24 protein-coding genes, 1 tRNA gene and 2 pseudogenes are annotated in these 20531 nt (G+C 57.5%); 11 read left to right on the plus strand and 16 right to left on the minus strand.

The annotated features are described in order from the left end of the window. Positions 1–53: 53 nt before the first annotated feature. Genes BHE81_RS03515 through tesA form a run of 3 tightly spaced genes read right to left on the minus strand, consistent with a single transcriptional unit; the run spans position 54 to position 2389 of the window. Entirely contained in the window at positions 54–908 is an 855-nt protein-coding gene (locus tag BHE81_RS03515; RefSeq protein WP_002892263.1) for a co-chaperone YbbN, read from the minus strand. 58 nt (positions 909–966) lie between these two features. Continuing rightward, a complete protein-coding gene (locus BHE81_RS03520; RefSeq protein ID WP_009484702.1) occupies positions 967–1776 on the minus strand; it encodes an SDR family oxidoreductase in 810 nt (269 codons plus the stop codon). Next, complete coding sequence (gene tesA / locus BHE81_RS03525) at positions 1766–2389, minus strand: multifunctional acyl-CoA thioesterase I/protease I/lysophospholipase L1 (RefSeq protein ID WP_004196998.1); 624 nt, start codon at positions 2387–2389, stop codon at positions 1766–1768. Before tesA ends, BHE81_RS03520 begins: the two co-directional genes overlap by 11 nt. Between tesA and ybbA the strand changes: the two genes are divergently transcribed. Both ybbA and ybbP read left to right on the plus strand, forming a co-directional pair. After that, positions 2360–3046, plus strand: a complete 687-nt coding sequence (ybbA, locus tag BHE81_RS03530) for a putative ABC transporter ATP-binding protein YbbA (protein WP_004146399.1) — start codon at positions 2360–2362, stop codon at positions 3044–3046. The two genes, tesA and ybbA, sit on opposite strands and share 30 nt — an antisense overlap. Continuing rightward, complete coding sequence (ybbP, locus tag BHE81_RS03535) at positions 3043–5457, plus strand: putative ABC transporter permease subunit YbbP (RefSeq protein WP_023342962.1); 2415 nt, start codon at positions 3043–3045, stop codon at positions 5455–5457. Before ybbA ends, ybbP begins: the two co-directional genes overlap by 4 nt. On the opposite strand, the gene BHE81_RS28030 is transcribed toward ybbP, so the two are convergent. After that, positions 5434–5547: a hypothetical protein gene (locus tag BHE81_RS28030; protein ID WP_004219504.1), complete on the minus strand. Its 114-nt coding sequence runs from the start codon at positions 5545–5547 to the stop codon at positions 5434–5436. The genes ybbP and BHE81_RS28030 overlap by 24 nt on opposite strands. A gap of 91 nt (positions 5548–5638) precedes the next feature. Here BHE81_RS28030 and BHE81_RS03540 point away from each other — a divergent pair, with 91 nt between their 5' ends. Then, on the plus strand, positions 5639–6784 hold the full coding sequence (locus BHE81_RS03540) for a porin (RefSeq protein WP_004142997.1): 1146 nt from the start codon (positions 5639–5641) through the stop codon (positions 6782–6784). Between the two features lie 107 nt (positions 6785–6891). Here BHE81_RS03540 and mnmH read toward each other — a convergent pair whose 3' ends face one another. The 6 genes from mnmH to ppiB all read right to left on the minus strand — a co-directional run bounded on the left by mnmH (position 6892) and on the right by ppiB (position 11416). Beyond that, positions 6892–7968 (minus strand): tRNA 2-selenouridine(34) synthase MnmH, encoded by a 1077-nt coding sequence (gene mnmH, locus BHE81_RS03545; protein ID WP_023302226.1) that lies wholly within the window; start codon positions 7966–7968, stop codon positions 6892–6894. Between the two features lie 111 nt (positions 7969–8079). Beyond that, a complete protein-coding gene (gene purK, locus BHE81_RS03550; protein ID WP_004143002.1) occupies positions 8080–9147 on the minus strand; it encodes a 5-(carboxyamino)imidazole ribonucleotide synthase in 1068 nt (355 codons plus the stop codon). After that, positions 9144–9653 carry a 5-(carboxyamino)imidazole ribonucleotide mutase gene (gene purE, locus BHE81_RS03555; RefSeq protein WP_020802618.1) on the minus strand — a complete coding sequence of 170 codons (510 nt, stop codon included), beginning with the start codon at positions 9651–9653 and terminating at the stop codon, positions 9144–9146. The genes purK and purE overlap by 4 nt, the downstream gene beginning before the upstream one ends. 96 nt (positions 9654–9749) lie before the next feature. After that, positions 9750–10088 carry a hypothetical protein gene (locus tag BHE81_RS03560; protein ID WP_004893771.1) on the minus strand — a complete coding sequence of 113 codons (339 nt, stop codon included), beginning with the start codon at positions 10086–10088 and terminating at the stop codon, positions 9750–9752. Positions 10089–10195: 107 nt separating this feature from the next. Then, positions 10196–10918 (minus strand): UDP-2,3-diacylglucosamine diphosphatase, encoded by a 723-nt coding sequence (gene lpxH, locus BHE81_RS03565; RefSeq protein ID WP_004178782.1) that lies wholly within the window; start codon positions 10916–10918, stop codon positions 10196–10198. Positions 10919–10921: 3 nt separating this feature from the next. Further along, positions 10922–11416, minus strand: coding sequence for a peptidylprolyl isomerase B (ppiB, locus tag BHE81_RS03570; RefSeq protein WP_004151319.1), 495 nt, complete (start codon positions 11414–11416; stop codon positions 10922–10924). 175 nt (positions 11417–11591) lie between these two features. Between ppiB and cysS the strand changes: the two genes are divergently transcribed. Further along, on the plus strand, positions 11592–12977 hold the full coding sequence (cysS, locus tag BHE81_RS03575; RefSeq protein ID WP_023302225.1) for a cysteine--tRNA ligase: 1386 nt from the start codon (positions 11592–11594) through the stop codon (positions 12975–12977). Between the two features lie 45 nt (positions 12978–13022). On the opposite strand, the gene ybcJ is transcribed toward cysS, so the two are convergent. Together ybcJ and folD are read right to left on the minus strand one after the other, a co-directional pair. After that, positions 13023–13235 (minus strand): ribosome-associated protein YbcJ, encoded by a 213-nt coding sequence (gene ybcJ, locus BHE81_RS03580; RefSeq protein ID WP_004143016.1) that lies wholly within the window; start codon positions 13233–13235, stop codon positions 13023–13025. Between the two features lies 1 nt (position 13236). Further along, positions 13237–14103 carry a bifunctional methylenetetrahydrofolate dehydrogenase/methenyltetrahydrofolate cyclohydrolase FolD gene (folD, locus tag BHE81_RS03585; protein WP_004143017.1) on the minus strand — a complete coding sequence of 289 codons (867 nt, stop codon included), beginning with the start codon at positions 14101–14103 and terminating at the stop codon, positions 13237–13239. A 339-nt stretch (positions 14104–14442) separates the two neighbouring features. On the opposite strand from folD, the gene BHE81_RS03595 reads away from it, so the two are divergent. Beyond that, a tRNA-Arg gene (locus tag BHE81_RS03595) sits at positions 14443–14519 on the plus strand. A 19-nt stretch (positions 14520–14538) separates the two neighbouring features. Here BHE81_RS03595 and BHE81_RS28545 read toward each other — a convergent pair. Continuing rightward, a pseudogene (locus tag BHE81_RS28545) lies at positions 14539–14683 on the minus strand (integrase); the annotation flags it as partial. A 298-nt stretch (positions 14684–14981) separates the two neighbouring features. Here BHE81_RS28545 and BHE81_RS03600 point away from each other — a divergent pair. Continuing rightward, on the plus strand, positions 14982–15275 hold the full coding sequence (locus BHE81_RS03600; protein WP_002892360.1) for a hypothetical protein: 294 nt from the start codon (positions 14982–14984) through the stop codon (positions 15273–15275). Between the two features lie 395 nt (positions 15276–15670). Further along, positions 15671–16072 carry a hydroxyisourate hydrolase gene (gene uraH / locus BHE81_RS03605; protein WP_023302224.1) on the plus strand — a complete coding sequence of 134 codons (402 nt, stop codon included), beginning with the start codon at positions 15671–15673 and terminating at the stop codon, positions 16070–16072. A 78-nt stretch (positions 16073–16150) separates the two neighbouring features. Here the strand turns inward: uraH and BHE81_RS03610 are convergent, their stop codons facing one another. Beyond that, a complete protein-coding gene (locus BHE81_RS03610) occupies positions 16151–16321 on the minus strand; it encodes a hypothetical protein (RefSeq protein ID WP_002892370.1) in 171 nt (56 codons plus the stop codon). A 324-nt stretch (positions 16322–16645) separates the two neighbouring features. On the opposite strand from BHE81_RS03610, the gene BHE81_RS28035 reads away from it, so the two are divergent. Both BHE81_RS28035 and BHE81_RS03615 read left to right on the plus strand, forming a co-directional pair. Beyond that, entirely contained in the window at positions 16646–16786 is a 141-nt protein-coding gene (locus BHE81_RS28035) for a hypothetical protein (RefSeq protein WP_032409092.1), read from the plus strand. A gap of 45 nt (positions 16787–16831) precedes the next feature. Then, positions 16832–18136, plus strand: a complete 1305-nt coding sequence (locus tag BHE81_RS03615; protein WP_025368381.1) for a citrate synthase — start codon at positions 16832–16834, stop codon at positions 18134–18136. A gap of 52 nt (positions 18137–18188) precedes the next feature. Here BHE81_RS03615 and BHE81_RS03620 read toward each other — a convergent pair whose 3' ends face one another. Together BHE81_RS03620 and BHE81_RS03625 are read right to left on the minus strand one after the other, a co-directional pair. Further along, complete coding sequence (locus tag BHE81_RS03620) at positions 18189–18494, minus strand: hypothetical protein (protein ID WP_004191501.1); 306 nt, start codon at positions 18492–18494, stop codon at positions 18189–18191. Then, positions 18472–19133 (minus strand): annotated as a pseudogene (locus tag BHE81_RS03625) (LuxR family transcriptional regulator). The gene BHE81_RS03620 and the pseudogene BHE81_RS03625 overlap by 23 nt, the downstream one beginning before the upstream one ends. A 471-nt stretch (positions 19134–19604) precedes the next feature. On the opposite strand from BHE81_RS03625, the gene BHE81_RS03630 reads away from it, so the two are divergent. Together BHE81_RS03630 and BHE81_RS28550 are read left to right on the plus strand one after the other, a co-directional pair. Beyond that, on the plus strand, positions 19605–20165 hold the full coding sequence (locus BHE81_RS03630; protein WP_009308069.1) for a fimbrial protein: 561 nt from the start codon (positions 19605–19607) through the stop codon (positions 20163–20165). Positions 20166–20223: 58 nt separating this feature from the next. Continuing rightward, on the plus strand, positions 20224–20531 hold a 308-nt coding region (locus tag BHE81_RS28550; protein ID WP_228268698.1), incomplete at its 3' end, for a molecular chaperone.

Raw genomic sequence — 20531 nt, forward strand, 5'->3', positions numbered from 1 at the left:
GCATAGTTCGCGTAGCCCGGATAAGCGCAGCGCTATCCGGGGAAGGCAACGGATTAGTACAGCAGCGAATAGAGCTGACGACGATATTTGGCGGCCAGCGCATCGCCGGTACCGAGGGCGGCGAGGATCTCCTGCAGCATCTTGCGCGCCTGGCCATCGCCGGCGCCTAAATCTTTCTGCAGATGGCTGAACAGCAGGGCCAGCGCTTCTTCATTACGCCCGACCTGATGCAGCTGCAGCGCCAGCTGGGAGGCCAACTGCGCATCCTCCGGATTCTGTTCCACCTGCTGCTGCAGCTGCTGGATTTCCGGGGTGTCGGCGGCCTGTTTGAGCAACTCAATCTGCGCCACCAGACCCTGATAGTGGGTATCCTGATCCTGCAGAGGAATGGTTTTCAGCACGCTTTCCGCTTCATCGGAACGGTGTAGAGCAATCAGCGTTTCCGCCAGCAGCAGGCCAATCTGGCTTTCCTGATTCGACAGCTGCCAGGCTTCCTTCAGCAGCGGCAGGGCATCGGCGTATTTTTCTTCCTGCATCAGGGCCAGCGCCTGCTGAGCTTTCAGCTCCTCTTCACGGGGCAGGACTTTATCCAGCAGGGCGCGGATCGCTTCTTCCGGCTGCGGGCCTTCAAAACCATCCACCGGCTGGCCGTTCTGGAACAGATAAACCGTAGGGATGGCGCGCAGACCAAACTGTGAGGCGAGCATCTGCTCGGCGTCGCAATCGACCTTCGCCAGCGTGAACTGGCCGTTGTATTGGGCTGCCAGGCGCTCGAGCACCGGGGTCAGCTGTTCGCAGTGCTGACTGCGGGCAGACCAGAAATAAAACAGCACCGGAACGTTCATGGACTGCTGTAGCGTCTGCTGCAGGTTCGCTTCGCTAATGTTGACAATATTCTGTTCGGACATGGGCATTTCTCGTTAGTCGATTTCTGTTTTACATGGGGGCGGCATTCCGCGCTTCAACTCAGCCGTGGATAATTTTGTCCATCGCGCGGGCAGGCAGCAGGCGCTTAAGCAGCGCCACCGCGTGGGTGACCAGGGTGACCGGATAGCGCAGCTTTGGTTTATCGCTGGTAAAAGCATGGCGCACTTTTTCCACCACCGCCTCCGGCCCGAGGGTAAAGCGGGCGGCGATACCCGGGTTTTCTACGGGCTTATCGCTTTGCGTCTGGTTGACGTTATCGGTAAAGCGGGTGCGGATCGGGCCCGGTTCAATCAGGCTGACCTGAATACCGCTGTGGCGCAGCTCCATGCGCAGCGCGTCGGACCACGCCTCGAGGGCATATTTACTGGCGGCATAGGCTCCGCGGCCGGGACTGGCGATAAGCCCCATCACCGAGGAGGTCATCACGATGCGCCCTTCGCCGTGCGGCGTCATCGCCGGCAGCAGCAGCATGGTGAGCTGATGCGCGCCGAAAAAGTTAGCGGAAAATTGCTGTTCCATCTGCTGGCGGCTGATGGTGTTCAGCGGGCCATAGACGCCATACCCGGCGTTATTGAACAGGCCGTAGAGACGATTATCGGTCAGCGCAATCACCTCCGCTGCCGCGCGCTCCACGCTCTGCGGGTCATCCAGATCGAGCAAAATACCGGTTAGCCCCAGCTCCTGCATCCGCGCGACATCCTCTGCTTTGCGGCAGGCCGCCAGCACGCGAAAGCCCTGGCGGGTTAAATCCAGCGCGCTTTCCAGACCAATTCCGCTGGAACAGCCTGTCACTAAAACCGTTTTTTGCATAACTTTACCTGTCAGCGACCCCTGGCGTTCAGGAGTCATGATTAACTAAGGGAGCCAGCCGCTTCGCCATCCAGTCGGCGATAAACGGCTGCGCGTCGCGATTTGGATGAATGCCGTCGTCCTGCATCCATTGCGGCTTGAGATAGACCTCCTCCATAAAAAAGGGCAGGAGAGGAATAGCGAACTCTTTGGCCAGGGCCGGGTAAATCGCGCCGAAGGCTTCATTATAGCGGCGGCCATAGTTCGCCGGCAGGTGAATTTGCATCAGCAGCGGCTCGGCGTTGGCCGCTTTGATATCTTTAATAATGGTGCGCAGCGTCTGCTCGGTCTGCTGCGGCGGAAAACCGCGCAGTCCGTCATTGCCGCCGAGCTCAACCAGCACCCAGCGCGGCTGGTGCTGCTTAAGCAGCGCTGGCAGGCGAGCCAACCCCTGCTGCGAGGTATCGCCGCTGATGCTGGCGTTCACCACCGGCGTTTTCGCCTGCCACTGCTCATTGAGCAGCGCCGGCCAGGCGGCGTTGGCCGCCATCCGATAGCCAGCGCTCAGGCTGTCGCCGAGGATCAGCAGCGTGTCCGCCGCCATCGCGCGGCAGGTAAACAGGAACAACAACAGGAAAGGCACATGCCAGCGGAAAACATACTTGAAGTTCATCATCTTAAGAAGTCCGTCGGTCAGGGGGAGCATCAGCTCTCCATCCTTACCGGAGTTGAGCTGGTTGTCAAACCGCGGCAGACCATCGCCCTGATCGGCGAGTCGGGTTCCGGTAAATCGACCCTGCTGGCGATCCTCGCCGGCCTCGACGATGGCAGCAGCGGGGAAGTATCGATGCTGGGCAAACCGCTGCACCGGATGGATGAGGAGGCGCGGGCGGCGCTGCGGGCGCAGCACGTTGGTTTTGTTTTTCAGTCGTTTATGCTGATCCCGACGCTCAACGCCCTGGAGAACGTCGAGCTGCCGGCGCTGCTGCGCGGCGCCAGCGATAGCCAGAGCCGGGGCGATGCCCGCGCGCTGCTTGAGCAGCTGGGACTTGGCAAACGCCTGCACCACCTGCCGGCGCAGCTCTCCGGCGGCGAACAGCAGCGGGTGGCGCTGGCCCGGGCCTTTAACGGGCGCCCGGCCATTCTGTTCGCCGATGAGCCCACCGGCAACCTCGATCGCCAGACCGGGGACAAAATTGCCGATCTGCTGTTCTCGCTTAATCGCGAACACGGCACCACCCTGATCCTCGTCACTCACGATCCGCTGCTGGCGGCGCGCTGCGATCGCCGTCTGCGCCTGGTGGATGGCCAGCTGCGGGAGGAAGCATGATCGCCCGCTGGTTCTGGCGCGAATGGCGCTCGCCGTCGCTGCTGATCGTCTGGCTGGCGTTAAGCCTCGCCGTGGCCTGCGTGCTGGCCCTGGGGTCGATAAGCGATCGGATGGAGAAAGGCCTTAGCCAGCAAAGCCGTGAGTTTATGGCCGGCGACCGTACGCTGCGCAGTTCGCGCGAGGTACCCGCCGAGTGGATCGCACAGGCGCGGAAGTCAGGGCTGACCGTCGGCGAGCAGCTGAGCTTTGCCACCATGACGTTCGCCGGTGATACGCCGCAGCTGGCGGACGTTAAGGCGGTGGACGACCGCTATCCGCTGTATGGCACCCTCGAGACGCAGCCGCCGGGGCTGAAGCCGCAGGCGGGGAGCGTGCTGCTGGCGCCAAGGCTGATGGCGCTCCTGAACCTGAAAACCGGCGATACGATTGACGTTGGCGATGCCACGCTGCGCATTGCCGGGGAGGTGATTCAGGAGCCGGATGCAGGGTTTAACCCCTTCCAGATGGCGCCGCGACTGATGATGAATATGGCCTACGTGGCAAAAACCGGGGCCGTGCAGCCCGGCAGTCGCGTCGCATGGCGCTATAAGTTCGCCGGCGACGCTGAACAGCTGGCCAATTATGAGCAGTGGCTGCTGCCGAAGCTCGGCCCGGAGCATCGCTGGATTGGCCTTGACCAGGACGACAGCGCGCTGGGCAAATCCCTCGAACGCTCGCAGCAATTCCTGTTGTTATCCGCGCTGTTGACGCTGCTGCTGGCCGTCGCCGCAGTGGCGGTAGCGATGAGCCACTACTGCCGCAGCCGCTATGATCTGGTCGCCATACTCAAGACGCTGGGCGCCGGACGGTCGCAGCTGCGCAAGCTTATCGTCGGCCAATGGCTGCTGCTGTTGACGCTGTCGGTGATAACCGGCGGGGTGGCGGGCCTGGCGCTGGAGCGTCTGCTGCTGCTGGTTCTCAAACCGGTGCTGCCCGCCGCGTTACCCGCTGCCAGCGGTTGGCCGTGGCTGTGGGCTATCGGGGCGACAGGCGTCATTTCCCTGCTGGTGGGCCTGCGACCCTATCGACTGCTGCTGGCGACCCTGCCGCTGCGAGTGCTGCGTCAGGATGTGGTGGCTAACGTCTGGCCGTTGAAAATCTGGATCCCGGCGGTTAGCGTCGTGGTGGTGGGCCTGTTGGCCTGGCTGCTGGGCGGCAGCCCGCTGCTGTGGTCGGTGCTGGCCGGGGCGGTGGTGCTGGCGCTGCTGTGCGGCCTGGTGGGCTGGGGATTGCTGTGGCTGCTCAAACGCCTGACGCTCAAAGCCTTGCCGCTGCGTCTGGCGGTGAACCGCCTGCTGCGCCAGCCGTGGTCGACCCTCAGCCAGCTGGCGGCGTTTTCCCTGTCGTTTATGCTGCTGGCGCTCCTGTTGGTGCTGCGCGGCGATCTGCTTGACCGCTGGCAGCAGCAGTTGCCCCCGCAGAGCCCGAACTACTTTCTGATCAATATCGCCCCTGAGCAGATAGTGCCGGTGAAGACCTTCCTTGCCGAACACCAGACGCGGGCGGCGGAATTCTATCCGATCGTCCGGGCCCGTCTGACGCAGATCAACGGTCAATCCACGGACGGAAACAAAGACGAAGCGCTGAATCGCGAGCTTAATCTCACCTGGAGCGAACAGCGTCCGGATCATAATCCGCTGGTGGCCGGCAGCTGGCCGCCGAAGCCGGGCGAGGTATCGATTGAGGAGGGGCTGGCGCAGCGGCTGGGGATAAAGATCGGCGATACAGTGACCTTTACCGGCGATACCCAGGAGTTCAGCGCGAAGGTCAGCAGCGTGCGCAAAGTAGACTGGGAGAGCCTGCGGCCAAACTTCTTCTTTATTTTCCCCGCCGGGGCGCTGGACGGGCAGCCGCAGAGCTGGCTCACCAGCTTCCGCTGGGATAACGGTCCCGCGATGTTGACCCAGCTGAACCGCGAGTTTCCCACCGTCAGTCTGCTGGATATCGGCGCCATCCTGCGTCAGGTCGGCCAGGTGCTCTCCCAGGTCAGCCGGGCGCTGGAGGTGATGGTGGGCCTGGTGACGGCCTGCGGCGTGCTGCTGTTGCTGGCGCAGGTGCAGGTCGGTATGCGTCAACGCCATCAGGAGCTGGTGGTCTGGCGCACGCTGGGGGCAGGAAAATCGCTGCTGCGCGCTACGCTGTGGGCGGAGTTTGCCCTGCTGGGGCTGGTTTCCGGCCTGGTGGCGGCGATAGGCGCGGAAGTGGCGCTGGCGATGCTGCAGACGAAAGTCTTTGATTTTCCCTGGACGCCGGACTGGCGCCTGTGGGTGTTGCTGCCGCTGACGGGAGCGGTGTTGTTATCCCTGTGCGGCGGCGGGCTGGGGCTGCGTCTGTTAAAAGGAAAAGCGCTATTCCGCCAGTTTAGCCAGTAAGAATATTGCATTTTGATGATGCGCCGCCGTTTTTGGCGGCGCTTTTATTTTAAACGCACAAATTGATAAATCATTGATTTTTAAGAGCACAAAACATTAAAAACCCAACAACACGCTATGCTGATTCGCGGTTAATATTCAACTGGAAAATATAAGGTGGCTTATTAATCAAGGAAAAACTATGGCACACACAATAAAAGCGCTGGCGATCTCGATCGGCGCAGCATTAGCGTTAACGTCATTGCCTTCCCACGCGGAGATTACGCTGCTGAAACAAGATCCGCAGGCGGGCGATCCGTTAAGCCGGCTTAACTTTACCGTCGGCGGCAGTATCCGGCCGCAGTTCAACATGATGACCGGCGATGGCGACAAAGGCTCCTATAAGCGTAACGGTTTTGACGGCGGCACCCGCTTCCGCTTCGCGGCGGATTACTACCTGTTCGATGATATTAGCTGGATCAGCTACTATGAGCTGGGCGTGAACATTCCGGCGCTGTTTGACTGGGATAACCACTACGCGGAAGGCGCGAACAATACCACCCGCCGCATGCTGTATACCGGCCTGAAAAGCGATACCTGGGGTACGTTAACCTACGGGCAGCAGAACAGCATTTACTATGATGTGGTGGGGGTGAAAACCGATATCTGGGACTACGATATGATCGGTCAGGCCCCGGGGAACGGTATTAATGGCGATTACGATGGCTCCTATCGTTCACGTAATATGCTGAAATATAAGAAAACTGTAGGTGATGTCGATCTTTACGGCTCTTATCTGTTCGAAGACAGCGAATACCTGCCGGGTAACGGCCTGCGCTACAAGCGTAAAGGCGGTGGTTCTGTTGGCGCGGACTACCACATCATGAAGGATCTGACCTGGGGTACCGCGTGGAACTACACCCGCGCGGAAATGCGCGACCCGTCAAGCGCCGACAGCAAAACCTATGACCAGAATATCGTCGGTACCGCGCTGAGCTGGACCCCGGATAACTGGACCTTCTCCTTCGGCGGCGGCTGGTATCAGAACTTCCTCACCACCAAGAAAACCGATGTGCATAATTACTTTGCCGGTGACGCCTGGGGGATTGAATATTTTGCGGGCTATAAATTCCCGATCAATCAATACGCTGTTAAATCTATTCAGCCGTACTTTATGGGCGACCGTCTGGAATATGTGAACGGCCGCAACTATCAGCGTATCGATAACGGTCTGGGGATTAGCTTCCAGCTGGATTACGGTTTCCGCGTTGACTACGAACACGTGTTTACCTCCAGCACCGACAACCTTGGCGATATGAACCTGGTCCGTCTGCGCTACGACTTCTAAGCGGTCACAACTCCCCGGTCGCGCGCGCTTACCGTGGCTACAAATCGCGCCGACCGGTAGCCCGGCTAAGGCGTTTACGCCGCAAGCCGGGACAATAGAGCATGCGATTACTTCGCCAGCCAGGCTGCGACCTCCTGCCAGCTGCCGCGAAAGAGAATTTTCCCGGCTTTTTTCCCCAACTGATAGCGATACATCGGGTCGTAGTATTCTTCCAGCAGCGGTACCAGCCAGGCAAAGTGCGCCTCGGTGCTGGCGGTGCGCTGCTGCTGCACCAGCGCCTCATCGAGCCGTTCGGTGAGCTGAGCAAAACGCTGCAGCCCCAGGCGACGGCGGATGGCAAACAGGCCGTGATGCAGATACTCGCCGTATGCATGCCAGCCTTTCTCTTCGCCATACGCGGCGATAAAGTCGCGATACATGCGATCGAAATACTCTTCGCGCAGCCGTTCGAGGCGAACGTCAAACGGATCTTCCACCACCGCCAGCGGCGACTGCGCCATGCGGAGGCGCAGGCTCTCCGGTAGATGATTGGCGCCGATCATATGGCCTTCATCTTCCAGCACCCAGCGGGTCTGCTGTTCGGCTTTTTTAAGCAGGCTGACCGCCAGGTGGTTTTCAAAGGTGGCCTGCGGATGCTGATCCTGCAGGGTTCGACCGAATGAAGAACCGCGGTGATGAGCAAGCCCTTCCAGGTCGATACCGTCCGGGCGCGAGCAGACCAGCTGAGTTTTACCGTTGCCGGTGCAGCCGCCAATCAGCACGATCGGCCGCTGCACCAGTTCGTCGGTGGCCTGGATCGCCGCCTGGCGTAGCGCTTTATAGCCGCCGACGATCAGGGGGTAATCCACGCCAGCTTCTTTCAGCCACTGCTGGACGATATGCGAGCGCTGGCCGCCGCGGGCGCAGCACAGGTAACCGTGTGGGTAACGGGCGCACGCTTCCAGCCACGCCTGAGTACGGCTGGCGCGCAGGTCACCCTGGACCAGTTTATGGCCGAGCGCCAGCGCCGCTTCCGGCCCCTGACGCTTGTAGCAGGTGCCGACCGCGGCGCGTTCTTCATCATTCATCAGCGGCAGGTTGATCGCCGCCGGCATCGCGCTTTGGCTAAACTCCACCGGGGCGCGTACGTCAATCAGTGGCGTATCGCTGGCGAGAATAGCGCGATAATCCGTCCCATTGGTCATGGGGTATCCTCTGAAGTCAAAACAGAAATGAGCTTTACAGCAAGGGGGGGATTGTACGCGCCTCAAGGTGTGCCGGGGAAGGGGATAGATCAAATCCCCGGCACGAAGGGCTTAGCTGAGCTGCGATTGCGCCCAGAACAGGCCGCTGGTGTACTCCGGCGGCAGCAGCGGCTTGATCGCTTCCAGCGTCGCGCTCAGGCGATCGGTATCGCTGTCGGTGAGGTTCAGGTGGCCGACTTTACGACCCGGGCGCACCTCTTTGTCATACCAGTGCAAGTGCACCAGCGGCAGCTTCAGCCAGTCGTAGTTAAGATCGGTGCCGATCAGGTTGATCATCACCGACGGGCTGTTGACCACCGGCGGCGGCAGCGGCAGGCCGGTAATCGCCCGCAGATGCAGCTCGAACTGGCTGATAGACGCCCCGTTCTGCGTCCAGTGGCCGCTGTTGTGCACCCGCGGCGCCAGCTCGTTAATCAGCAGCCCCTCGGCGGTAACGAAGCACTCCATCGCCATCACGCCGACATAGTTCAGCTCGTTCATGATCGCCGTCAGCATGCTTTCCGCCTGTTCCTGCTGGCGAGCGTTGGCCTGCGGGAAGGCGACGCTGGCGCGCAGAATACCGTCCTGATGCAGGTTACGGGTCAGCGGGTAAAAGACGGTGCTACCGTCATGAGCGCGGGCGCCCACCAGCGATACCTCGCCGGAGAAGTTAATCCCCTGCTCGACGATGCACTCGCCGTAGTTATCGGCCGGTAGCTGGTCGATTTCGTTTTCCCGCAGACGCCACTGGCCGCGGCCGTCGTAACCGCCAACGCGACGCTTAACGATCGCCAGTTCGCCAAGGCGGGCAAACACCGCCGGCCACTCGCTTTTATCCGCCAGTAGCTGCCACGGGGCGGTGGCGAGGCCAAGCTTGTCAAACAGCTGCTTTTGCGTCAGGCGGTCGGCGATAATCGGGAAGACATCGCGGTTGACGAACGCCGGGTGGCGGGCCAGCTCGCGGGTGAGGGCGGTTTCCGGCCAGCGTTCAATTTCTGCCGTGATGACGCTCTGCTGGAACGGCACCGCTTCCGGGTCGGCTTCCAGCCCCACCGGCCAGACGGCGATGCCCAGCGGCTCGCCGGCCTGGCGCAGCATACGGCCTAACTGGCCGTTACCGAGCACGCATACCTGTTTCATGCCGCACCCCGCGGATCCGGATTATCCAGCACTTCATCGGTTTGCGCCTGACGCCAGGCGCTCAGGCGCTGGTGCAGTACTGTATCATGCTGGGCAAGGATCTGCGCGGCGAGCAGGCCGGCGTTCGCAGCGCCAGCTTTGCCGATGGCCAGGGTACCGACCGGAATGCCGCGCGGCATCTGCACAATGGAGTAGAGGCTGTCGACACCGCTTAAGGCTGCGCTCTGAACCGGTACGCCGAGCACCGGCACCAGGGTTTTCGCCGCAATCATGCCCGGCAGATGCGCCGCGCCGCCTGCTCCTGCAATAATCACCTGATAACCGTGGCTTTCGGCGCTTTCAGCAAAGCTGAACAGCTTATCGGGCGTGCGGTGGGCGGAGACCACTTCGACATGGTACGGAACGTTCAGGGCATCAAGGATTTCTGCGGTAAATTGCATGGTAGCCCAGTCGCTTTTGGACCCCATCACGATGGCGATACGCGCCGAATTATTGCGGGAAGACATGCGTCTTAAAACTCCTGTGGGTGTGTTTCACACTGCTTTAGAGGCCACAGAGAATAGCATGAACTGCCAGCAAGGAAAACGGTTGCGTGCGCATGGTTAGCCGTCTTTTGTCTCGCCTGGAGGTGATGGCGTGGGTGCCTGATTGACCTTTATCTCCCTCATGATACAGGTGATAAGCAGCACTAACCCCCACGGGAGCATCAGGGTGCCCATAAGCAGTAAATAGATTTGTACCAGCCGGCTATCGTGAGGGCGGGTGCAGAGCAAATAAATGGCATAAAAATAGATAGCCCACGCCAGCATCGCACACCAGACAAACGTCAGCGTGTTGCCGATAACGACGCCGATTAAGGCGATATAACTTACCCCTAACGGATTGAGGATCGCGATGATCATTCCCCACATCAGCGGCTGACTCCACTTTTTCCTGCTCATGCTCGTTCCTTGAGAGTGACGTTGTGGAAGACTAGCATGCAGGGCGGGGGGAAGCGCGCACCTTCGCCCGGGCAAAAGGCGCTTTCGGAATTGTGCTCGCGCAGGAATTAGAACGGAAAGTGGATTAGTTTGACGTCGTCCGGCGTCACCTTGACCATCGAACCTTCGCTGTGCCAGGCGCCAAGTACCACACGCCATGCGGGTTGGCCGTTGGCCTGCAGTTCATGGACCGCCGGGCGATGAGTATGGCCGTGGATCAGCCACTGCACGTGATGCCGCTCCATTGCGTCAACTACCGCCTGTGGATTCACATCCATAATTTCCATTGATTTACTGCTGTTGGCGGCTTTGCTGTCGGCGCGCATGCGGGCGGCGATGCGACGGCGGATAAACAGCGGCAGGGCCAGGAACAGACGCTGGATCCACGGGGTGTGGACTTTGGCGCGAAACGCCAGATAGCCTTGGTCATCGGTACACAGCGTGTCGCCATGCATGATCAAGACTTCACGGCCATAGAGGTCCAGTCGCTCTTCTTCGGCGAGCAGGATCATCCCGCTCTGGCGGGCAAAGCGCTGGCCGACGAGAAAATCGCGGTTGCCATGGATGAAGTAGCACGGCACGCCGGCGTCGACGACGGCTTTGATTGCCGAGGCAATTTGTTGGTGCAGCGGGTTAGGATCGTCATCGCCGATCCATGCCTCAAACAGATCGCCAAGGATATACAGAGCGTCCGCCTGGCGGGCTTCGCCCTGTAAAAAACGCAGAAAACCGGCGGTGATCGCCGGTTCTTCTGTTTGCAGGTGCAAATCTGCAATAAAAAGTGTCGCCACGAATTACTCGCTGACGGTGACGCTTTTGATGATCACATCATCTTTCGGCACATCCTGGTGCATGCCGCTGCGGCCGGTGGCAACCGCTTTGATTTTGTCTACCACGTCCATGCCTTCAACCACTTCCGCGAAGACGCAGTAGCCCCAACCCTGCAGGCTTTCGCCGGAGAAGTTCAGGAAGTCGTTGTCAACCACGTTGATGAAGAACTGCGCGGTGGCAGAGTGCGGCGCCTGAGTACGGGCCATCGCCAGCGTGCCGCGGGTGTTTTTCAGACCGTTGTTCGCTTCGTTCTGAATCGGAGATTTGGTCGCTTTTTGTTTCATGCCAGGTTCAAAACCGCCGCCCTGAATCATGAAGCCGTTGATAACACGGTGGAAAATGGTGTTGTCGTAGAAACCTTCGCGGCAGTAGTCCAGGAAGTTTTTAACTGTTTCCGGCGCTTTGTCGTCAAACGTTTTGATTACGATATCGCCATGATTGGTGTGGAAAGTAACCATTTTTGCATCCTGTTCCGATGAGTGTGGTGCTAGCACCCGGTGTCGGGTGAGATATAGGGGGGTGTTATAGCATAACCGCGGGGGTCGATGCACCTTGCAATGTGTGCTGCGTCCGGTCTGAATTATGGGTATTATAGAGACTTCATTACCCACACACGTCTACACGGAATCTTCGATGTTAAAAATTTTTAATACACTGACGCGCCAGAAAGAGGAATTTAAACCTATCCATGCCGGGGAAGTCGGCATGTACGTGTGTGGTATTACCGTTTACGATCTCTGTCATATCGGCCATGGACGTACCTTCGTCTCCTTTGACGTCGTGGCGCGCTATCTGCGTTTTCTTGGCTATAAGCTGAAGTACGTGCGCAATATCACCGATATCGACGACAAAATCATTAAGCGCGCTAATGACAACGGCGAAAGCTTTGTCGCGCTGGTCGATCGCATGATTGCCGAAATGCACAAAGATTTTGACGCGCTGAATATTCTGCGTCCCGACAGCGAGCCGCGCGCAACGCACCATATTGCGGAGATCATTGAGATCACCGAGCAGCTGATCGCCAAAGGCCATGCTTACGTGGCAGATAACGGCGACGTGATGTTCGACGTGCCGACGGACCCGAACTACGGTCTGCTGTCGCGCCAGGATCTAGACCAGCTGCAGGCGGGGGCTCGCGTCGACGTGGTTGACGTCAAGCGTAACCCGATGGACTTCGTCCTGTGGAAAATGTCGAAAGAGGGCGAGCCGAGCTGGCCGTCGCCGTGGGGCGCGGGCCGTCCGGGCTGGCATATCGAGTGCTCGGCGATGAACTGCAAGCAGCTTGGCAACCACTTCGATATTCACGGCGGCGGTTCGGATCTGATGTTCCCTCACCATGAAAACGAAATCGCCCAGTCCACCTGCGCCCACGACGGTGAATACGTCAACTACTGGATGCACTCCGGCATGGTGATGGTTGACCGCGAGAAGATGTCGAAATCGCTGGGTAATTTCTTTACCGTCCGCGACGTGCTGAAGTATTACGATGCGGAGACGATTCGCTACTTCCTGATGTCCGGCCACTATCGCAGCCAGCTGAACTACAGCGAAGAGAACCTCAAGCAGGCGCGTTCGGCGCTGGAGCGTCTGTACACCGCGCTGCGCGGGACGGATAAATCCGTCGACGCGGCGGGGGGCGAAGCCTTCGAAGCACGCTTTATCGAGGCGATGGACGACGACTTCAACACCCCGGAAGCCTATTCGGTGCTGTTCGATATGGCGCGTGAAGTAAACCGCCTGAAAACCGAGGACGCGGCCGCGGCGAACGCCATGGCGGCCCACCTGCGTAAGCTTGCTGCGGTACTGGGTCTGCTGGAGCAGGAGCCGGAGGCGTTCCTGCAGAGCGGCGCGCAGGTTGACGACGCGGAAGTGGCGGAGATCGAATCGCTCATCCAGCAGCGTCTGGACGCGCGCAAAGCGAAAGACTGGGCGGCGGCGGATGCGGCGCGCGACCGTCTCAACGAGATGGGCATTGTGCTGGAAGATGGCCCGCAGGGCACCACCTGGCGCCGGAAGTAAGCCATAAAAAAACGCCCGCAAAAGCGGGCGTTTTTCTTTTCGTTGTCAGGCCGTGACGGTCACGCTCTGGCCTTCAAAGCTCACCGTCTGACCAGCGACGATTTTGCAGCGTTTGCGGGTTTCCACCGCGCCGTCGACTTTTACCAGCCCGTCGGCGATGGCGATCTTCGCCTGGGCGCCGCTTTCGCTCCAGCCTTCCAGCTTCAGCAGATCGCACAGCTCAACGTGCGGATGTTTACCTAAGGAAAATGTCGCCATCTCAGGCCTCCTCAACGTCGTGATACTCTTCGCACGCCTGCAGCGTGTTCTGGATCAGGGTGGCGACGGTCATCGGGCCAACGCCGCCGGGAACCGGGGTGATGTAGGACGCGCGTTCGGCGGCATCTTCATACACCACGTCGCCGACCACTTTGCCGCTTTCCAGACGGTTGATGCCGACATCGACCACAATCGCCCCTTCTTTAATCCACTCGCCAGGAATAAAGCCCGGTTTGCCCACCGCGACGATCAGCAGGTCGGCGTTTTCGACATGATGGCGCAGGTTTTTGGTAAAGCGGTGGGTGACGGTGGTGGTGCAGCCGGCCAGCAGCAGCTCCATGCTCATCGGGCGACCGACGATATTGGAGGCGCCAATGACCACCGCATTGAGGCCGTAGGTGTCGATATTGTAGCGTTCCAGCAAGGTCACGATACCGCGCGGAGTGCACGGACGCAGGCGCGGCGCGCGCTGGCACAGGCGGCCAACGTTGTAAGGATGGAAGCCGTCGACGTCTTTATCCGGCGCGATGCGCTCGAGAACTTTGACGTTATCGATCCCTGCCGGCAGGGGCAGCTGAACCAGAATACCGTCGATGGTCTTATCGGCATTCAGAGTGTCGATAAGCTCCAGCAGCTCGGCTTCGCTGGTGGTTTCCGGGAGATCGTAAGAGCGGGAGACGAAGCCCACTTCTTCACATGCTTTGCGCTTGCTGCCGACATAAATCTGCGAGGCCGGGTTGCTGCCGACCAGCACGACGGCCAGCCCAGGGGCGCGTTTTCCGGCCGCAACGCGAGCCTTCACTTTTTCCGCAACCTCAGAGCGTACCTGCTGCGCAATCGTTTTACCGTCAATAATTTTTGCTGCCATCAGAGAGAGGATTCCATCTGTATCTTTACGAAAGGGGGATGAGGATATTTTGTCAGAAGCGGGCCTCGCTGTCAGTCCTCGTTTGCTGTTTTATCCTGTCTGAGGCTAATTTAGCCTGTTATGACCATGGTTATTACATGGTTATTGGTGCGTTGCGCCTGGCCACTGAGTCGATTTACGCGCGCATTAGGCCCGGCGGTATGCTTCTTGTACAGTTGGTGGAGGATATTTCGCCAGCGTCGTATAAGCCCCGCAGTTTCCTGGCAAAATGGATTGACTCAACCGACGTGGACCGTATAATTCCACGCGTTTCACTCCGCGAAGCACTCGCTTCTCAGGGCGCCCTTAGCTCAGCTGGATAGAGCAACGGCCTTCTAAGCCGTAGGTCACAGGTTCGAATCCTGTAGGGCGTGCCATTTAATAATCAATCACTTATCAACTTCCTCCAGTCGCTGATTTTTCCTTGTGGGACATATTTGGGACATCTTCTGCAAAAATTTGCAAAAATTGAGTCAATTTGACGTGCGTGCTCAGTTAAATGGTTAGGTGCCAGGTGAGCATATCGACGGACCATTTCGATGATTCTAATGTCTTGTAGTATCTGTCGGACGATGGCCAGTCAGAGTACAGCATTACTGCTCTGTAATATCGAACAGAATGGTTAATGGTGGTTATAGCTGAGTGCAGAATAAGCGCTCTGCAGGAATGTGAAAATATGTTGCCGGTAACAGGCTAATAGTCATTATAGCTTTAGGTTCTGTCTGACTGGGTTAAATATCGCATTTTAAGCTGGCGTGAAGTACAGTTGTTATAGATCAATATTGAACACTATTTGAAAGCATACCCTCGATGTTCATCCACTGCCTGGAAAGATCCGAATGAACATCAAATTCGTCGCCATCTCCGTATTCGCTGTTGTGTGCGTCTTTGCATCAGATATTTCCATCGCCAAATCGAATTCCTTAAGCGATGATCAGGTCAGTCAAAGGATTATTGATGACTCTGTCGCATCCTACCCCGGTACTTGTGCCTGCCCCTTCAATACCGCCCGGAACGGCAGCTCGTGCGGTGGCCGTAGTGCCTGGAGCAAAGCTGGTGGGTACTCACCTATTTGCTACAAGAAAGAGGTAACAAAGGAGATGGTTAAGGCGTGGCGACAAGAGAATCAATGATAACGATCAATATCTGAACCAGGTGATTACTTACACTGGAATAGTAGTTTAAATAATATTAAATGATTATTTCGAATACTGCAGCCCATTTGCAGTAAGCACTGTTCTGGTAGAGGCGGCAGAGGCCACGGCGTATATCTTTTTACCTTGTGATATTTGAACCCAGCAAATCTATTTCCCCTGCCTGATAGACTTAGTGTCACCGTATCCTGTTACTAAGAGCACGGGGCTACCTACTCATAAGACACTTCCTCTTCTTACGAGGAAACCGGTTCAGCGTGTTGTGTGTGGAGACAGTACCCATCAACTCAAACTGATAACAAAAAGTTTAATTTTTTTCCCCGCCGCGCTGACTATAGTTAGGGCACTTTCACTTGCCCAATAAGGTCACGATTATGAAATTAGTTATCGCCTCCGTAATTTCTCTGCTCAGCTTCAGCGCGCTGGCGGCGCCAGAGGGGACGCTCAGCGTACACATTCTTAATCAGCAAACCGGGCTCCCTTCACCGGGGGTGCAGGTTGAGCTGGATAAACAGCAGGGGGAGAGCTGGCAGCATATCGCCACCGGTAAAACGGATGCCGATGGGCGGATTAAGTCGCTCTATCCGCAGGCGGAGAATATGGAGCCGGGGGTGTATAAAGTGACGTTTAAAACTGGTGACTATTTTAAAAGCCAAAATATGAATACGTTCTTCCCGGTGATTCCGGTTATTTTCAATGTCACAAAGCAAAATCAAAAACTGCATATCCCGCTGCTGCTCAGTCAGTACGGATACTCTACCTACCGCGGCAGCTGATGACCCAAGCCGCTATCCAGCCAACGCCTGCGCGGCTTCCGCAGGCGTCACGCTTTTCTCGCACCACGATGTCCACGCCTAACGCTCGGTCTCTTTCTCTTTAAAGTGTTTAACGGCTTCGTCGTACATCGCCAGCAGGCCGGAAATTTCGCCTTCATATTGCGGCACGCGCTGGGCGCGAACGAGCTCAATCAGTAGCGCATAGGCTGCTTCTTCCGGGGCCGCATGTGGATTGATCAGTCCAGACATATCACCTCCTTAACAGTGGGCCTTTAGCCTACCCCTCGGCGGGAAAACGCAACAGCCTGATATGCAACCAGTACTTCTTATATGGCTCTTATGAAACCTCAGAGGCGAAGACCACGGCGGAAATCAATTGAAGGAGGGGTTATCCAGACCACTGGCGTGGCGGTTAGCGGTGCATCTACACCGGCAGGAGGCTCATCATCAGCCAGGCGATGGCGATGCAGATAAGGGTCATCGACAGCACAAAATTCATGGTAGCTCCTCTTCATCCTTTCTTTACTCAACGTAAATTTTGACAGCGATGATCGCCTTTATCCTTGGCGATTTGTGCCGCTATCCGGCGGTGGGCTGGGGAAAGACGGCCTGTTTCCCAGTGAAGGCCAGCAAAATATCCTCTTTGCCAGGGTTATAGTGATGACATCAATGAATAAGCTGCATCACATTGGTTATGTTGGTCTTTCCGCCTGAAGAATGACTTCGGGTCGCTGATAAGCTTGCTGGGGGACTAACAGGATGAGCACTACACCGTTAACGCTTTCTTTTGCTGGACAACAACCGCCCATCGCCCTGCCGCAGGTGCCGGGAACGCGGGGGCCGGTGGGAGTTGACATGCGCGGGCTAAATCAGTCCGGATTCTGCAGCTATGACCCCGGCTTCGCCAACACCGCCGGATGCCAGTCGGCGATCTCGTGGATCGATACGGAAAACAGCGTGCTATTGCACCGCGGCTATCCGGTGGATCAGCTGGCTCGCCAGTGCGATTTTCTCGAAGTGGCCTACATCATGCTGAACGGTGACGCGCCGGATGAGGCCTGCTATCAAACCTTTCGCGAGACCATCACCCGCCATACTCTGGTCCATGAGCAGATAGCCCGCATGTGCAGCGGCTTTCGTCGCGACTCGCACCCGATGGCGCTGATGTGCGCCCTGGTGGGGGCGCTGGCGGCGTTTTATCATGACGTCCTGGACGTGGAAAATCTGCAGCACCGGGCGCTGGCCGCCACCCGGTTGCTGTCGAAAATGCCCACTATCGCCGCCATGAGCTACAAGTACACCATTGAGCAACCCGCGGCGTATCCGCGCAACGATCTCTCCTATGCCGGTAATTTCCTGCAGATGCTGTTTGCTATCCCGGCGGAAAAATACGTTCTCAATCCGGTTATCGAGCAGGCGATGAACCAGATCCTGGTGCTGCATGCCGATCACGGGCAGTGCGCCTCGACCACTACGGTGCGCGCGGCGGGCTCCTCCGGGGCGAACTTATTCGCCTGCGTCGCCGCCGGGCTGGCGTCGCTGTGGGGGCCGATGCATGGCGGAGCAAATGAATCGAGCATGCGAATGCTGGAGGAGATTGAAAGCGTCGATCAGGTTCCGGCGTTTCTGCGCCAGGCGAAGCGCGATCCGCAGGCATTTCGCCGGCTGGGTTTTGGCAACTCGCGCTACCGTCACCGTGACCCGCGCGCCGATATCCTGCGTGAAACCAGCCATCGGGTGCTGGCGGAGGTAGGCATGTCCGACCGCCTGCTGCAGGTGGCGATGGCCCTTGAGGACGTGGCGCTGACCGACCCCTATTTTGTGGACAATGGCCTGTCGCCAAGCGTGGATTTCTATACCGCGGTGATCCTTAAAGCGATGAATCTGCCTTCGTCGATGTTTGCGGTGGTCACCGCGGTCGGTCGGACGGTCGGTTGGGTGGCGCACTGGAACGAGATGCACCAGGCGCCGCTGACCATCTACCGGCCACGGCAGATTTACGTTGGCGAGGGCTATCGGGATTACGTCTCCCGACGCGGCGAGCGGTCTGCTGAGCTAAGGTAATGCCTTACAGGCAGGAGGCGCGCGGCGTCTTCCTGCCCAGGCGGGTTACTACTCAGAGATGCCGGGAGAGCAGATAGTGCTCGACGGCGGTATATTCGGTTAACCGGGTATACAGCGCCAACAGGGCGCTGAGAAAAGCGCCTACCTCACAGGCCTGCGGCCTGGGCGTGGCGAGTAATGGCTGTAGCGTAGCCCTCAGTTGATCAAGGTCGGGCTTCAGCACATACGGTATATGCAGGGTGCTGAGGATGGTTTCAGTCTGCTGGAAATCATGACGAGATGGCAACGCCTCGTCTGCGCTTAGCCAGCTCAGGATAATCAACATGAGGCGATTTTTAGCGTAGAGATACGATTTCATGGCCTGTCTCCTGTCGGTAGTGGCGCAACACCATCCCCTGAACTTTGTTCATCAGTTCCACGTTATTTTTCACCGCCAGCTTGCTAAGGACGCGTGAACGGTAGTAGTAGACCCGTTTGATCGTGAGCTGCATGGTGCTGGCCACGTGACACAACGGCATTCCCCCATCAGCAGGCTGATTAAAAAAGTTTCCTTACGGGTCAGGTTATAGCTGTCAGGTATGGCGATATAGAGCTTGTCGGCGGGGGGCGATGTCAAGCGCGGACCGCGGGCAAGGGCAGCGCTGAGCCCGGCAAAACTGGTGATGAACTCTGCGCCGAGCACAATGGCGAGGCTGCGTTCGAGCTCGCTCAACGGGTAGCCTGATTTGGCAAAAATAAAGATCCGGATCAGGGGATTAAACGATTTTAAACTGAGCGCGACCTGCAGTACTTCGATGCTGACGCTGCTGTAATCAATAAGGATGGTGCTTAGCCGGGCTCCGGCATCGGTCGCAAAAAAAGTATAGAACATCTCACTCTGTCCACTAAACGGGTAACAGAGTATTTCTTTAATATCCAGAGGCTTGCTGTTTGGTTCATTAATATACGCTTTCAGGGCAATATTAAAATATTCTGAATCCGCAATGCAGATCAACATAATGACCTCCTGGCATAAATACGCTGTGCATGCTGTCCTGCCTGATTCGACAATTTACTGTAGAGAATACCCGCCATAAATAACATACTCCCTGCGCTTTCAATCCAGGGGGGAGAACGTGGGAGGAGGTGGTTAATAATGAGGGTGAGATAGTTAGATCGCATTTCTCGAATGTTTTTTAGAAAATAAAAAATAAAAATTACCTTTTATTTACAATTAGTTATGTTTTTATTGTGCGTTTGTTGTATTTCTTTTTCAGAGTGGTGTTAAGACTTTTCTATAAAAAGTAGAAATGGTCCTGGTGGCGAATTTGAATAATAAATAATGAAGTGAGTAGGATGTCAGTGCAGGGAAGGGGTTAAAAGATAACAGGCTAATCCAATGGACTGAGTATTAATAAATTGTACGTATAAAGTACGCCAGGGGTATTTCCTGAACGATTCTCCATAAGCGTGGTGATGAGGAGTGAATATGAAAAAATACAGCAAAGGAATGGCATCTTTCGTGGTGATGATGATGCTTTCTCCGGTAGCGGCGCAGGCTGCTGATGGCAAAGTCACCTTTAATGGTGAAGTCATCGACAATACCTGTACGGTAAAGAATAAAGACAAGACGGTAACCCTGCCGACGGTCCAGCGCTCGGCGCTCAGCAGCGCGGGCGAGACGGCGGGCGTGGTTCCCTTCACTATCGATCTGACGAGCTGTTCCCCGGGGACCAATGTCTCGGTGTACTTCGAGAAGGATCAAAACGTTTCCACGGAGGGCCGACTAAAAAACACTCTGACTGACGGCACGGAAGCAGAAAACGTCGATGTGGAGCTGCTGAACACCCGGTTTACGCCGATTAACCTCGCGGAGACCCCGGCGGTCGCTGCAGACGGCAAAGTTGCTCGCCTGGAAGCGATCCCGGTGGCGGTGGCTGAGCAGGATGGTTCCGCCTCGCTGCCTTTCTATGCCCGCTACTATGCGACTGATGCCGCCAAGGCTGGAAAAGTCGCAGCCTACGTCAACTTTACGGTGGTCTATCCGTAACCCCTGTCCACGGCCCCGCTCAGGGGCCGTTTATCCCCCCGACAAGGAGGAGGTGAATATGCGGCGTATGGTTCTGGCACTGCTGCTGTCCAGCTATTTACCCTCGGCGGACGCCAGCATGGTTATTGACGGCACACGGATTATTTTTCCCGGCGACAAAAAAGAGATCGCCGTCCGGGCCACCAATATGGGGGAGACCCCCTCTCTGACGCAGGTCTGGGTCGACGATGGCCGCGTGCAAAATCAACCGGAAAAGGATGCGGCGCCGTTTATTGTGCTGCCGCCGATTGTGCGCATCGAACCGGGAAAAGGCCAGAGCTGGCGCCTGGTGTTTAACGGCAGCCGCCGGCCGGCAGTGCGGGGAAC

This window comes from Klebsiella sp. AqSCr, from assembly GCF_008452795.1.
Lineage (GTDB): Bacteria > Pseudomonadota > Gammaproteobacteria > Enterobacterales > Enterobacteriaceae > Klebsiella > Klebsiella pneumoniae.